General features: G+C 71.7%; 12 protein-coding genes and 1 riboswitch. Of the genes, 7 read left to right on the forward strand and 5 right to left on the reverse strand.

All coding sequences use genetic code 11. The annotated features are described in order from the left end of the window. Positions 1–87 precede the first annotated feature (87 nt). Positions 88–187, forward strand: a riboswitch (glycine riboswitch). Positions 188–382: 195 nt separating this feature from the next. Further along, positions 383–3,268 carry an aminomethyl-transferring glycine dehydrogenase gene (gene gcvP, locus B6R96_RS29580; RefSeq protein WP_081524111.1) on the forward strand — a complete coding sequence of 962 codons (2,886 nt, stop codon included), beginning with the start codon at positions 383–385 and terminating at the stop codon, positions 3,266–3,268. Positions 3,269–3,419: 151 nt separating this feature from the next. Here gcvP and B6R96_RS29585 read toward each other — a convergent pair whose 3' ends face one another. Continuing rightward, positions 3,420–3,608 (reverse strand): DUF5999 family protein, encoded by a 189-nt coding sequence (locus B6R96_RS29585; protein WP_030009772.1) that lies wholly within the window; start codon positions 3,606–3,608, stop codon positions 3,420–3,422. A 261-nt stretch (positions 3,609–3,869) separates the two neighbouring features. Then, positions 3,870–4,490 (reverse strand): hypothetical protein, encoded by a 621-nt coding sequence (locus tag B6R96_RS29590; protein WP_030388120.1) that lies wholly within the window; start codon positions 4,488–4,490, stop codon positions 3,870–3,872. Between the two features lie 487 nt (positions 4,491–4,977). Here B6R96_RS29590 and B6R96_RS29595 point away from each other — a divergent pair, with 487 nt between their 5' ends. From B6R96_RS29595 to B6R96_RS29605, 3 genes are all read left to right on the forward strand, one after another. Continuing rightward, complete coding sequence (locus tag B6R96_RS29595) at positions 4,978–6,510, forward strand: glutamate-cysteine ligase family protein (RefSeq protein WP_030388121.1); 1,533 nt, start codon at positions 4,978–4,980, stop codon at positions 6,508–6,510. Between the two features lie 93 nt (positions 6,511–6,603). Beyond that, positions 6,604–7,443 carry a CPBP family intramembrane glutamic endopeptidase gene (locus tag B6R96_RS29600; protein WP_081524112.1) on the forward strand — a complete coding sequence of 280 codons (840 nt, stop codon included), beginning with the start codon at positions 6,604–6,606 and terminating at the stop codon, positions 7,441–7,443. Between the two features lie 90 nt (positions 7,444–7,533). Then, positions 7,534–8,241: a hypothetical protein gene (locus tag B6R96_RS29605; protein ID WP_081524113.1), complete on the forward strand. Its 708-nt coding sequence runs from the start codon at positions 7,534–7,536 to the stop codon at positions 8,239–8,241. Between the two features lie 51 nt (positions 8,242–8,292). Here the strand turns inward: B6R96_RS29605 and B6R96_RS29610 are convergent, their stop codons facing one another. Continuing rightward, positions 8,293–9,144 carry a PhzF family phenazine biosynthesis protein gene (locus B6R96_RS29610; RefSeq protein WP_081524114.1) on the reverse strand — a complete coding sequence of 284 codons (852 nt, stop codon included), beginning with the start codon at positions 9,142–9,144 and terminating at the stop codon, positions 8,293–8,295. A gap of 227 nt (positions 9,145–9,371) precedes the next feature. Here B6R96_RS29610 and B6R96_RS29615 point away from each other — a divergent pair, with 227 nt between their 5' ends. After that, on the forward strand, positions 9,372–9,992 hold the full coding sequence (locus B6R96_RS29615) for a PadR family transcriptional regulator (RefSeq protein ID WP_078972333.1): 621 nt from the start codon (positions 9,372–9,374) through the stop codon (positions 9,990–9,992). A gap of 103 nt (positions 9,993–10,095) precedes the next feature. On the opposite strand, the gene B6R96_RS29620 is transcribed toward B6R96_RS29615, so the two are convergent. Beyond that, complete coding sequence (locus B6R96_RS29620; protein WP_030388126.1) at positions 10,096–10,524, reverse strand: type II toxin-antitoxin system Rv0910 family toxin; 429 nt, start codon at positions 10,522–10,524, stop codon at positions 10,096–10,098. Positions 10,525–10,696: 172 nt separating this feature from the next. On the opposite strand from B6R96_RS29620, the gene B6R96_RS29625 reads away from it, so the two are divergent. Together B6R96_RS29625 and B6R96_RS29630 are read left to right on the forward strand one after the other, a co-directional pair. Next, complete coding sequence (locus tag B6R96_RS29625; protein WP_081524115.1) at positions 10,697–11,653, forward strand: EamA family transporter; 957 nt, start codon at positions 10,697–10,699, stop codon at positions 11,651–11,653. 162 nt (positions 11,654–11,815) lie between these two features. Beyond that, positions 11,816–12,808, forward strand: coding sequence for a DMT family transporter (locus B6R96_RS29630; protein WP_081524116.1), 993 nt, complete (start codon positions 11,816–11,818; stop codon positions 12,806–12,808). Here B6R96_RS29630 and B6R96_RS29635 read toward each other — a convergent pair. After that, positions 12,790–13,506 carry a pyridoxamine 5'-phosphate oxidase family protein gene (locus B6R96_RS29635; protein ID WP_081524117.1) on the reverse strand — a complete coding sequence of 239 codons (717 nt, stop codon included), beginning with the start codon at positions 13,504–13,506 and terminating at the stop codon, positions 12,790–12,792. The two genes, B6R96_RS29630 and B6R96_RS29635, sit on opposite strands and share 19 nt — an antisense overlap. Positions 13,507–13,542: the final 36 nt, after the last annotated feature.

Raw genomic sequence — 13,542 nt, forward strand, 5'->3', positions numbered from 1 at the left:
CCGTAATGACTACAGAAGTGCATTTCCGCAGCGGAGGCCACTCGGGGGAGGGGTCAGAACCTCGCTGGTACGCTGGTGAGTGGCTGTCGACCCTGTGCGGGAGAGTCCTCCGAAGTGAACGAGACGGAGGCGCCGAAGGAGCAAATCCTCCCCGGAATCTCTCAGGCATACGTACCGCACGGACGAGGCCACTCTGGAAAGCAGGAGCGGTACCGGGTGCGCAGCGCCGGTCCCACTCCTCACCGACGGTGAAAGCCGGACATCACGGGAGACCCCCGTGGCTCCGGTGAAACTCTCAGGTGCAGATGACAGAGGGGGAGGCCGTCCGGGTGCCCGCGCCGTGGTGCCCCTCGCAGGTCATACGACCAGGAGGCCTCCGTACATGACCGCCAACCGCATTCCGCTCTCCCAGCTGGAGCGAGGCATCCCCTTCGAACAGCGCCACATCGGCCCGGATGCCGAGGCGCAGGCGAAGATGCTCGCCCAGGTGGGCTACGGCTCCCTGGACGAACTGACCGCTGCCGCGGTACCGGATGTGATCAAGACCGCCGAGGGCCTCGACCTGCCCGAGGCGCGTACCGAGGCCGAGGTACTGGCCGAGCTGCGCTCGCTCGCCGACCGCAACCAGGTCCTCTCCCCGATGATCGGCCTCGGCTACTACGGGACCTTCACGCCGCCGGTGATCCTCCGCAACGTCATGGAGAACCCGGCCTGGTACACGGCCTACACGCCGTACCAGCCCGAGATCTCGCAGGGCCGCCTCGAGGCACTCCTCAACTTCCAGACGGTCGTCGCCGACCTGACCGGGCTGCCGACCTCGGGCGCCTCGCTGCTCGACGAGGGCACCGCGGCCGCCGAGGCCATGACGCTGGCCCGCCGCGTGGGCAAGGCCAAGGGCAACGTCTTCCTGGTCGACGCCGACGCCCTGCCGCAGACCATCGCCGTGATCGAGACCCGCGCCGAGCCGATCGGCATCGAGGTCGTCGTCGCGGACCTGTCCGAGGGCATCCCGGCCGAGATCGCCGAGCGCGGCGTCTACGGCGTGCTGATCCAGTACCCGGGCGCCTCCGGTGCCGTACGGGACATCAAGCCGGTCATCGACCAGGCGCACGGCCTCGGCGCGATCGTCGCCGTCTCCGCCGACCTGCTCGCGCTGACCCTGCTGACCTCCCCGGGCGCCCTGGGCGCGGACATCGCCGTCGGCACCACCCAGCGCTTCGGTGTCCCGATGGGCTTCGGCGGACCGCACGCCGGCTACATGGCCGTCCAGGACAAGCACGCCCGCTCGCTGCCCGGCCGCCTCGTCGGCGTGTCCGTGGACGCGGACGGCAACAAGGCCTACCGCCTGGCGCTGCAGACCCGCGAGCAGCACATCCGCCGTGAGAAGGCCACCAGCAACATCTGTACCGCGCAGGTGCTGCTCGCCGTCATGGCCGGCATGTACGCCGTCTACCACGGCCCGGACGGCCTGCGGACGATCGCGAACCGCACCCACCGCTACGCCGCCCTGCTCGCCGCCGGCCTGACGGCCGGCGGCGTCGAGATCGTGCACGGCTCCTACTTCGACACGATCACCGCCCGCGTCCCGGGCCGTGCCGCCGAGGTCGTCGCCGCCGCCCGCGAGGGCGGGGTCAACCTGTTCCAGGTGGACGCCGACCTCGTCTCCGTCGCCTGCGACGAGACCACCCTGCGCGCCGACATCGAGGCCGTCTGGGCCGCCTTCGGCGTCACCGCGGACATCGAGGCGCTCGACGGGACCACGGCCGACACGCTGCCCGAGGGCCTGCTGCGCTCGGACGCGTACCTGACGCACCCGGTCTTCCACCAGCACCGCTCCGAGACCGCGATGCTGCGCTACCTGCGCAAGCTCTCGGACAAGGACTACGCGCTGGACCGCGGCATGATCCCGCTGGGCTCCTGCACCATGAAGCTCAACGCGACCACCGAGATGGAGCCGGTGACCTGGCCCGAATTCGGCCAGCTGCACCCCTTCGCCCCGGTGGAGCAGGCCGAGGGCTACCTCACGCTCATCACCGAGCTGGAGGAACGTCTCTGCGAGGTGACCGGCTACGACAAGGTCTCCATCCAGCCGAACGCCGGCTCGCAGGGTGAGCTCGCCGGCCTGCTGGCCGTGCGCGCCTACCACCGCGCCAACGGCGACGAGCAGCGCACCATCTGCCTGATCCCGTCCTCCGCGCACGGCACCAACGCCGCCAGCGCCGTGATGGCCGGTATGAAGGTCGTCGTCGTCAAGACCGCCGACGACGGCGAGGTGGACGCGGCCGACCTGCGCGCCAAGATCGAGCAGCACCGCGACGAGCTCGCCGTGCTGATGATCACCTACCCCTCCACGCACGGTGTGTTCGAGGAGCACGTCGCCGACATCTGCGCCCAGGTGCACGAGGCCGGCGGCCAGGTCTACGTCGACGGCGCCAACCTGAACGCCCTGGTCGGCCTCGCCAAGCCCGGTCACTTCGGCGGCGACGTCTCGCACCTGAACCTGCACAAGACCTTCTGCATCCCGCACGGCGGTGGCGGCCCGGGCGTCGGCCCGGTCGGTGTCCGGGCGCACCTGGCCCCGTACCTGCCGAACCACCCGCTCCAGCCGACCGCGGGCCCGGAGACCGGCGTCGGTCCGATCTCGGCCGCTCCGTGGGGCTCGGCGGGCATCCTGCCGATCTCGTGGTCGTACGTGCGCCTCATGGGCGGCGAGGGCCTCAAGCGCGCCACCCAGGTGGCGGTGCTCGGTGCCAACTACATCGCCAAGCGCCTCGAGCCGCACTACCCGGTGCTCTACACCGGCCCGGGCAACCTGGTCGCGCACGAGTGCATCATCGACCTGCGCCCGCTGTCGAAGTCCACGGGCGTGAGCGTGGACGACATCGCCAAGCGTCTGATCGACTACGGCTTCCACGCGCCGACCATGTCCTTCCCGGTCGCCGGCACGCTGATGATCGAGCCGACGGAGTCCGAGGACCTCGCCGAGATCGACCGCTTCTGCGACGCGATGATCGCCATCCGCGGCGAGATCGAGCGGGTCGCGGGCGGCGAGTGGCCGGCGGACGACAACCCGCTCGTGGGCGCCCCGCACACCGCGGCGGCGCTGGGCGGCGAGTGGAACCACGCCTACACCCGGGACGAGGCCGTCTTCCCGGGCGGGGTCACCGCCGCCGAGAAGTACTGGCCGCCGGTGCGCCGCATCGACGGTGCGTTCGGCGACCGGAACCTGGTGTGCTCCTGCCCGCCGCTGGACGAGTACGACGCCTGAGACGAACGGCGCCCGACATGAACGGCGCCCGACATGAGCGGCGCCCGACATGAGCGGCGCCTGACGTGAACAAGGGGCCGGTCCGGGAGGTTCTCCCGGACCGGCCCCTTCGTCGTTGCCGCGTCGTCGGCCGTGTCGGCCGTCTGCTCGCCTACGCCGCCGCGAGCGGTCGGTGCGGGGCGATGATCTGGCCGTCCGGCAGAAGCTCACCGGTGTCCTCGAAGAGCAGGACGCCATTGCACAGCAGGCTCCAGCCCTGCTCCGGGTGGTTGGCCACCGGGCGCGCGGCTTCCCGGTCGGCGGATTCGGCTGACGGGCAGGCTGGCTGGTGCTGGCACATGGATGCGTTCTTTCGCTGCGGTGTGGTCTGTGTGCTACGGCTCGATGCGTGGTTCATGGCCGTCCCCCTGGGTCATCCCCGCACCCGCGGGGAGCGTGTCATCAGTGTTCCCCCATGACAGCCGCTTCGCAGGGATTTCCCGGCAGCTGTCCTCACAGATTGATGACGCATCACTCGTGCGGGCGGTTCAGGCCAACTCCCCTGTCATTTCGGATGGTTCACAAGTGACCCGGGTGGACTAGGCCGAATGGGTGATTCGGGTCAGGCGGCGGGTGCGGCCAGTGTGGGAGGGGTAGGTGCCGGCGCCGGGGTCAGCCGGCGGGTCAGTACGGGAAGCAGTTCGGAGACCGGGTGCGGCCGGTACGGGGCGATGCCGGGCGGTGCCGGTGCGAGCGGCACCAGCAGGTCCTCGCCGGCCGGCAGCCCGGCGGCGGCATCGGCGCCCACCGCCCCGTGGAGCCACAGGGTCAGCATGTAGAGCTCCGGGACCGACAGCAGGCGCGGCTGGTAGCCGGTGGTGAGGGATTCGGCCTGACGCAGGGCGCGTTCGGTGGCGGTGACGTAGGGTCCCTCGAAGAAGTGGGAGAAGACCCAGCCGTCGGCGGTCAGCCGGGTGTCGGCCGCCGCGACGTAGCGGTCCCCGCTGCGGATCAGGAACCGCCAGCCGGTGAGCCGTGTGCGGGGCGGCCTGCCACCGGCCGCGAGGTTGGACATGCCCAGCCGGTCGAGGACGTGGACCGGAAGGGGGAGTTCGGCGGTCAGCGGCCCCTGGATCGCACGCAGGGCCGGGGTGTGCGCCTCATGGACGGCGGTGGGGGAACCGAGTGCCGCGAGGACGCTGCGCAGGGCGGGCGCGGGAGCCGGAGGGACATGCAGCGGCATGGTGGGTCGCCTCTCACTTGGGAGACCGGTGGAACGGGGGCAGGTGCGGACTCGCATTCTGGGGCCAGAGGGGGGCCGAGGGGCAATGGCCGCGCGCCAACTCTCTGCCTCGTTTGCGGAGTTTATACGACATGTGTTCACGCAGTGTTTCGGCTAGCTGTCCCGCCTATTGCCGACAAGGCGACTACCGGACCCGCTGACATGGCATTCATGCCGGATGCGCGCGAACATGTCGCGCTGACCTCGGAGGTTACCGGACGGGGGCTCGGCTGGAAAGCGTCGGCTATCCGAACAAGGCAAAGTCGAAGGGGAATTTGCATCACGCGACTTGCCAGGTGAATGTGCCGAAGCGCCCTTCGGCCAAACCGGCGCGCGCTCCTCGCCACGCACGCCCCCCGCGCGTTATGGATCATGCTGCCGGGGCATCATCGACCGTAACGCGCGCCTGGGTGTCACGGGCCAGGCCCACTCGAGGAGGGACGCTTCGATGGGGGAGAAGGTCGTGGCAGGCGGATTCGACCTGTCCGATCGGCAGCGGTATCGAAGGAAGCTCCACGAGTGTCTGGAGGGACTGGAGCGGCTCCTGGCGGAGAAGAGGTTCGATCGCCCGAAGAACATGATGGGACTGGAGATCGAGCTGAATCTCGCGGGCGCCGACGGGTTGCCGAGAATGGTGAATGCCCAGGTGCTGGAGCGGATTGCGAGTCCGGATTTCCAGACCGAACTGGGAATGTTCAATCTGGAGGTGAACGTCCTTCCGCACCGGCTCGGCGGACGGGTATTCGACCAGCTCGCCGAGGAACTCAGTGCCGGACTGGGCTATGCCCACCGACAGGCCGCGGAGATCGATGCCGGGGTGGTGATGATCGGTATCCTGCCGACGATCTCCCGCGCCGACCTGGTCACCGCGAACCTCTCGGCGGTGGACCGGTACTCGCTGCTCAACGAGCAGATCCTGATGATGCGCGGGGAGGACTTCACGCTCGACATCGACGGCGTCGAACGGCTCGTCTGGACCTCCGGGTCGATCGTTCCGGAGGCCGCCTGCACCTCCGTACAACTGCACCTGCAAGTGACCCCGGCCCGGTTCTCGGCGGTGTGGAACGCGGCGCAGGTGGTGGCCGCCGCGCAGATAGCCGTCGGCGCCAACTCGCCCTTCCTGTTCGGGCGTGAGCTGTGGCGGGAGTCGCGCCCGCCGCTCTTCACGCAGGCCACCGACACCCGGCCGCCGGAGCTCCAGGCGCAGGGGGTGCGGCCGCGCACGTGGTTCGGGGAGCGGTGGGTGGACTCGGCGTACGAACTGTTCGCCGAGAACGTGCGCTACTTCCCGGCCCTGTTGCCGATATGCGACGAGGAGGAGCCGCTGCGGGTGCTCGCCGAGGGCGGAGTACCGGGGTTGCAGGAACTGGTCCTGCATAACGGCACCGTCTACCGGTGGAACCGGCCCGTCTACGGGGTCGCCGACGGGGTGCCGCACCTGCGGGTCGAGAACCGGGTCCTGCCGGCCGGGCCGACGGTCGCCGACGTCGTCGCCAACGCCGCCTTCTACTACGGGCTGGTACGCACCCTCGCGGACGAACCGCGCCCGGTGTGGACCCGGCTGCCCTTCGCCGAGGCGGAGGCGAACTTCGACGCCGCCTGCCGGTACGGGATCGACGCGCGGCTGCGGTGGCCGCGCCGGGGCCGGGCCGGAGGGCTGGCCAGCGTGCCCGCCGTGCGGCTGGTCCTGGACGAGCTGTTGCCGATGGCGGCGGCCGGGCTGGACGCATGGGGCATCGAGCCCGCGGACCGGGACCACTACCTCGGCATCATCGAGGAGCGCTGCCGGCGCCGGGTGAACGGGGCGACCTGGCAGGTGGACACCTACCACCGGGCGCTCGCGGGCGGGCTGGAACGGGACGAGGCACTGGCCGCGACGACCCGCAGGTACACCGAGCTGATGCACAAGGGCGATCCCGTGCACACCTGGCCGGTCGGATTGACGGAGGAGGTGGCCGCCCCGGTGCCGGTCGTGCGCTGATCCGCGGCGGAGTCCGTCCGCCGCGTTCCCGGAGACGTCCGCTCGTCCCGGCGCCGCCCCGCAGTGATCCTCCCGGTCCCCCGAGGGGGCAGTATGGGGTGGACGCAATGGGATGGCAGGACGGAGTCGGGCGTGCGGGCGGAGCCGGAGCCGGTGTTCGTGGGGCTGAGCGAGGACGGGCGGCGCGGTCTGCTGCGCACCGAGACACTGCTCGTCCTCGCGCTGTCGCTGGGGGCGAGCGGGGTCTCGGCGCTGATCAGCTTCCTCGGCTCGCTCACCAAGCCGGGAGGCCTCAAGGACCAGGCGGCCACCCTCAACGGGTCGTACGCCCCGGGCCGGCCCTGGCTGGACCTCGCCTGGCAGCTGTTCGGCATCGCGAGCGCCCTGGTGCCCGTACTGCTGGTGGCGCACCTGCTGACCCGCGAGGGCGCCCCCGGGCTGCGGGTGCTCGGCTTCGACCGGACCCGGCCCTGGTGGGACCTCGGCCGGGGCGCTCTCGTCGCGGCCGGGATCGGCAGCGCCGGGCTGGCCTTCTACCTGGGGGCGCGCGCCGCCGGATTCAACCTCACGGTGGTGCCGGAGGCGCTGCCCGACGTGTGGTGGAAGTTCCCCGTACTGATCCTCTCCGCGCTGCAGAACGCCGTGGTGGAGGAGATCATCGTGCTGGCCTACCTGCTGCGCCGGCTCGACCAGCTGGGCTGGTCGCCGACGGCGGCCCTGGTGGCCAGTTCGGTGCTGCGCGGCTCCTACCACCTCTACCAGGGCATCGGCGGCTTCATCGGGAACATGGTGATGGGCGTCGTCTTCGTCCTCGCCTACCGGCGCTGGGGCCGGGTGGGACCGCTCGTCGCCGCCCACGCGCTGCTCGACATCGTGGCCTTCGGCGGGTACGCGCTGCTCGCGGGCAAGGTGGGCTGGCTCCCGACGCCGTGACCCGGTGCGGCGGCCACCCGATCGGCCCTGCCGGGCGGTGGCGGACGCCGGGTCGGTGCGACTCTGGAGGGGAGTGAGGAGGCGCGCGCGGTGGCTGTTCTGGACTCCCTGGTGCCGTTCGCGCCGTTCTTCGTGCCCGTGGTCACCGGCCTGGTGGGCGGGATCAGCCTCCTCATCCGGGACCGCCGCGAGGCGCGCAGCAGCGACCACCACTACCGCAGGCGACTGGAGAAGGCGCAGTTGGAGGTCCAGTTCCTCACCGGCTGGATCCAGGCCAAAGAGCTGGCGCCGACCGACTCCCCGGCGCCGGAACCCGACCCGGGGCGCTGGCTGGACGAGTGCTACGCGTCGGTGCGCCGAGCCAAGTCGGACACGGGCGGCCGCCAGCGGACGGGGCCGGTCTCGCTGCGGAGGCTCCTGCTGCTGGGGCAGGTGAGCGGCCCGGCGAAGAGCATGCGGATCGCCTACTGGATCTCCCTCGTCCTGTTCAACGCGGCCCTCGCGTGGTGGGTGAACGCGCTCGTCGCCGGCGTGCCCGGCTTCATGCACGAGGACGGCGCCTCCGAGTCCGAGGAAATCGCCTCCTATCTGGGGGTGGCCGGCGTCTTCTTCGTCGTGTCGGCCGTCCTGTGGGGATGGACGGTGCACTTGGGCGCGGCGGAGCCGGAGCAGGTCTATCGCAAACGGATCGACTCGGAAGCCTGGGTGCAGGAGGAGGAGAAACGGCGGAGCGCCGCACGCGCCAAGGCCGATGCGAAGGCGCGCTCGACGGGCGCGGGGAGGGGGTCCGCCGGCTGACCGGGCCCACCGCCCCCGCCCCTGTCTCCCGCCCCGGTCGCCCTCCCGTCGTCACTCCGCCGGTCCGGCCCCGGCCGCCGCGGGCGGCGGCGCGAGGAGCTCGCCGTCGACCACGGTGACGGCCCGGCCGGTCAGCAGGGTGCGGTCGCCCGCCAGCGTCACCCGTACGAGACCGCGGCGCGCGCCGCCCTGGAGCCCGGTCAGCTCGGTGCGGCCCAGCCGCTCCGCCCAGAACGGGGCGAGCGCGGTGTGGGCGCTGCCGGTGACCGGGTCCTCGTCGATGCCGAAGGCCGGGAAGAAGCCGCGGGAGACGAAGTCGTACCCGAGTGAGGGATCCTCGGCGGGCGCGGTGACGATCACCCCTCGCCGGGCGAAGGCGCGCAGGGCGGCGTGGTCCGGCTCCAGCTCGCGGACGGTCTTCTCGTCGGCGAGCTCGACGACGAGGTCGCCGATGTGGTCGGCGGTGTCGTGCACGGACAGGATCGGGGGCCCGCCGAGGGCGTGGTCCACGGAGGCCGGCACCGGCACCGGGGTCAGTGAGGACGTCGGGAAGTCCATGGTGATCGTGCCGTCCGCGGCCGTCTCGGCGGTGAGGATGCCGCAGCGCGCGGAGAAGCGGATCAGTCCCGTGGCGAGCCCGTCGCCGGCCAGGACGTGCGCGGTGGCCAGGGTGGCGTGGCCGCACATGTCGACCTCGGCGGCCGGGGTGAACCAGCGCAGCGCCCAGTCGGCGTCCCCGCCGGGCGGCAGGGGACGGGCGAAGGCGGTCTCGGAGAGGTTCATCTCGCAGGCGACCTGCTGGAGCCAGGCGTCCGGGGGGAACGCGGCGTCGAGCAGCAGGACTGCGGCGGGGTTCCCGTGGAACGGGCGGTCGGTGAAGGCGTCGACGATTCGGATGCGCATGGCACGACGGTAGGGCGATTCCTTGATCGTCGACAAAGGCCAATCCGGGGTGACTGGCCCGGTCGGGTGGGCGCGCGGGGTGGTCGGGCGAGGAAGGGGTGAGCGCAGGTCGCTCGACTGTCGGTGATGCATTCCGATATATCGTTGACAGGTCGCGAGCCGTCGTCGATAGTAGAGCCATCGGACAACCGATGAACCAACCGCAACGTGACGAAAGGAGCGCAGTCATGCGTTCACACGGACAGCACGGACACGACCACGGACATGACCACGGACGGGGCCACGACCACTGCGGGCCCGATCGTCGGGAGGGTTTCAAGGGGCGGCGCGCCGCCTTCGGCCCGTTCGGGCCGCCCTTCGGCGGAGGCCCCTTCGGTGGCCGCGGCGGCCGCGGTGGACCGAGGGGCCGGGCCCGGCGCGGCGATGTGCGCGCCTCGATCCTGGCGCTGCTCGCCGACCGGCCGATGCACGGCTACGAGATGATCCAGGAGATCGGCGAGCGCAGTGGCGGGGCCTGGAAGCCCAGCCCGGGGTCGGTGTACCCGACCCTGCAGCTGCTCGAGGACGAGGGGCTCATCACCAGCGCGAGCGAGGGCGGCAAGAAGCTGTTCACGCTCACCGACGCCGGCCGCGCCGAGGCCGAGTCGGGTCCGGACGCCCCCTGGGCGGATGCCGGGCGCGGCTTCGACTTCGAGGCGATGCAGGAGGTCCGGACGGCCGGTGTCGGCCTGATGGAAGCCTTCGGGCAGGTCTTCAAGACCGGCTCGCCCGAGCAGCGCGAGAAGGCGCTCGGGGTCATCAACGACGCCCGTAAGAAGCTCTACCTGATCCTGGCCGACGAGCACTGAGCCCGTCCGGCCCCGGCATGCAGCGACGCGCCCCGCGAGTACCTCTCGCGGGGCGCGTCCTCGCGTGCGGCGCGGGTGTCGCGCGTACCGGGCGGCGTCGGTGTCAGACGACCATGCCGGCCAGCTTGCGCAGCGATTCGTTCAGCGCGGCGGTGGCCGAGTCCTTGAGCTTGCCCGCCATCAGGGAGACGGCGGCCCCGGTGAACTCGCCGTCGATGCGGACCGTGGTGGCCCCGCCGTCCGGGATCAGGGTGTACCGGGTGAGGACGGCCACGCCCATGGGTCCCTTGCCGGTGATGGCGAAGAGGCGTTCGGCCTCCAGTTCCGAGACCGTCCACAGGACCTCGGCCGGGAAGCCCATCATCTTCATGTTCTCCGCGAAGGTGGCCCCGACCGCGAGGGTCTCGGGTCCGCCCTGGGGGAAGTTCGTGTGGGTCATGCTCCACTGCCCGTACGCGTCCCAGTCCGTCAGCTGGGACCAGAGCTGCGCGGCGGACGCCTCGATGCGTGATTCCGCGGTGACTTCTGCCATGCGACCACCCCTTCTCGTCGGGTACGTGCGGCGGAAGGTAGCCCCGGCGGGCGGAACATTCAATACTGACGACCTGTCAGAAATGGTGGGGTTCGAAGGGCCGTGATCTCGACTCCGTCTCAACAGGTGTCATCCCCGTGACGGTGCTGACCGGCCCTGTCATGATGGCCGGATGCAAGCGTCAGGGAGAAATGCCGGACTGGGCCTCGCCCTCGTCTCGGCGTTCGCGTTCGGTGGTTCCGGTGTGGCGGCGAAGCCGCTGATCGAGGCGGGTCTGGACCCCCTCCACATGGTCTGGCTCAGGGTGGCCGGGGCGGCGCTCGTGCTGTCACCGCTGGCCTGGCGCCACCGCGACCTCCTCCTGCGCAGGCCCGCACTGCTCGCCGGCTTCGGGCTGATCGCCGTCGCGGGTGTGCAGGCCTTCTACTTCGCCTCCCTGTCCCGGATCCCGGTCGGCGTGGCCCTGCTCCTGGAGTACCTGGGACCGGCGCTGCTGCTCGGCTACATCCGCTTCGTACAGCGCAAGCCGGTGACGCGCGGCGCCGCCGCGGGCGCGGCCGTGGCCGTCGTGGGCCTCGCCTGCGTGGTCGAGATCTGGGCCGGGCTGAGCCTGGACCCGCTGGGCGTGCTCTTCGGCCTCGCCGCCGCCTGCTGCCAGGCCTTCTACTTCGTCTTCGCCGACCAGGGGGCCGACGGGGACGACGCCCCCGACCCGCTCGGGGTCATCGCGTACGGCATGCTCATCGGCGCCCTGGTGATGACGGTGATCGCCCGGCCGTGGGACATGGACTGGCACGTGCTCGGAGGCCAGGCCCTGGTGGGCACCACCTCGGTGCCCGCACCGTTCCTGCTCGCGTGGGTGGTGCTGGTCGCGACCGTCTTCGCCTACCTGACCGGTGTGGTCTCGGTGCGCAGGCTCTCGCCCCAGGTGGCGGGCGTGGTGGCCTTCCTGGAGGCGGTCGTCGCCACCGTGTTCGCCTGGATCCTGCTCGGCGAGCACCTCTCGACCTGGCAGATCGTCGGCGGCGGGCTGGTGCTCGGCGGCGCCTTCATCGCCCAGTCCTCCCGGCCCGCCCCGCCGGCCGAGCTCCAGCCGGCCGTACTGGACCGCGAGACGACCACGGCCTAGGGTGGCGATCATGCATTCGACCGTGCTTCCGCCTCCCGCCGCCTAGCGCGGGCGGCGCCACCACGTCAGGTACCCGGCCCGGGGAGCTCCCGGGCGGGTCCGTGCTGCCCGCGAAGCGATGACCTGCTTCTTTCATCCTTCACGCATGCGCGGAGACATCTCGTGTCGAACCATTCGCCCGCTGCCGGGCGCAGTCTGCTGTACCTCGTCGTCGCCGGAGCCGCCTGGGGCACCGCCGGAGCGGCCGCCTCCCTCCTCTTCCTGGCCAGTGACCTCGGCCCGCTCGCCCTGTCCTTCTGGCGGTGCGCGGGCGGGCTCGCGGTGCTGCTCGCCGTGATCGCCGTACGCGGGTCCGCCTCCCGGTCCCGGTCCGCCTCCCGGTCCCGCCCCGGCCCGGCGCGGGTGCGGCCCTCGATGGGTTCGCTGATCGTGACCGGGCTGCTGTTCACCGTCTTCCAGGCCGCGTACTTCGCCGCCGTGCGCGACACCGGCCTGGCCGTGGGCACCGTGGTCACCCTCGGCGCCGGGCCCGTGATCATCGCGCTGGGTGCCCGCCGCTGGATGGGCGAACGGCTCGGCCTCGGTGGTGCGACCGCCGTGGTCGGAGCGCTGGCGGGCCTGGCCGTACTCGTGCTGGGGAGCGGGGGCGGTGAGGTACGGCCGCTCGGGGTCGGCTGGGCGCTGCTCTCGGCCGCGGGCTACGCGGGCATGACCCTGCGGGCCCGCTGGCTCGGGCAGCGCGGGGCCGGCGGTGACCCGCTGGTGACCACCGCCTGGTCGGTCGCGGTCGGCACGGTGTGCCTGCTGCCGCTCGCCGCGGTGGAGGGGCTGCTGCCGCACACCGCCGACCTCGGCCGCGTGCTGTGGCTGCTGGTGTACGTGGCCACCGTGCCGACGGCGCTGGCCTACGCGCTCTACTTCACGGGGGCCGCCGCGGTACGGGCCGCGACCGTGTCGGTGATCATGCTGATCGAGCCGGTGAGCGCGGCGGTCATCGCGGTCCTGGTGCTCGGGGAGCACCTGACCGGCGCCGTGGTGCTGGGCACCGTACTGCTGCTGGCGGCGGTGGGCGCGCTCATCGCGGCGGAGTCCCGGCAGCCGGTGAACGCCGCGCCCACCCCCGTGCGGCGGACCCCTCAGAGCGCGGCGAGGTAGTCCGGGAGGTCGATGCCGGGGGCCAGGTCGGTGGCGGGCACCGGGGTTCCGTACACCGGGGCCACCGGGATCACGCCCGCCCAGTGGGGCAGGCCCAGGTCCTCGGCGTCGTCGTTGCTCGGGCCGGTGCGGAGCTTCGCGGACACCTCGATCAGGTCCACGCGGATCACCGCGGTGGCGGCGAGCTCCTTGGCGTTCGCGGGCCGGATGTCGGCGGCGCGGCCCGGGGCGACGGCATCCACCATGGCGTCCAGGGCCGTCCGGCACTCGGCCTCGTCGGTGACCTGGTGGGCGGTGCCGTGCACGACCACCGAGCGGTAGTTGAGCGAGTGGTGGAAGGCCGAGCGGGCCAGGACCAGTCCGTCGACGTGGGTCACGGTCACGCAGACGGGCAGCCCCGGGTCCGTGCGGCCGGCCGCGAGCAGCGGGCGGGAGCCGGTGGAGCCGTGCATGTAGAGCGATTCGCCGACCCGGGCGAACAGGGTGGGCAGGACCACGGGCGCACCGTCGTGGATGAAGCCGAGGTGGCAGATGTAGGCCGCGTCGAGTATCGAGTGCACCGTCTCGCGGTCGTAGCGCGCCCGGTCACGGGAGCGGCTGGGGACGGTGAGGGCGGTGGGCTCGTAGCCTCCGGTGGACTCGGGCCTCTCGGTCCCTTCCGTCGTCCCGGGCGTTTCCGTGGCAGGCGTGGCGGTCATGGTGGCCGACTCCATTGCACTAGTGCATACTGTGGT

The organism is Streptomyces sp. Sge12, from assembly GCF_002080455.1.
Taxonomy (GTDB): domain Bacteria; phylum Actinomycetota; class Actinomycetes; order Streptomycetales; family Streptomycetaceae; genus Streptomyces.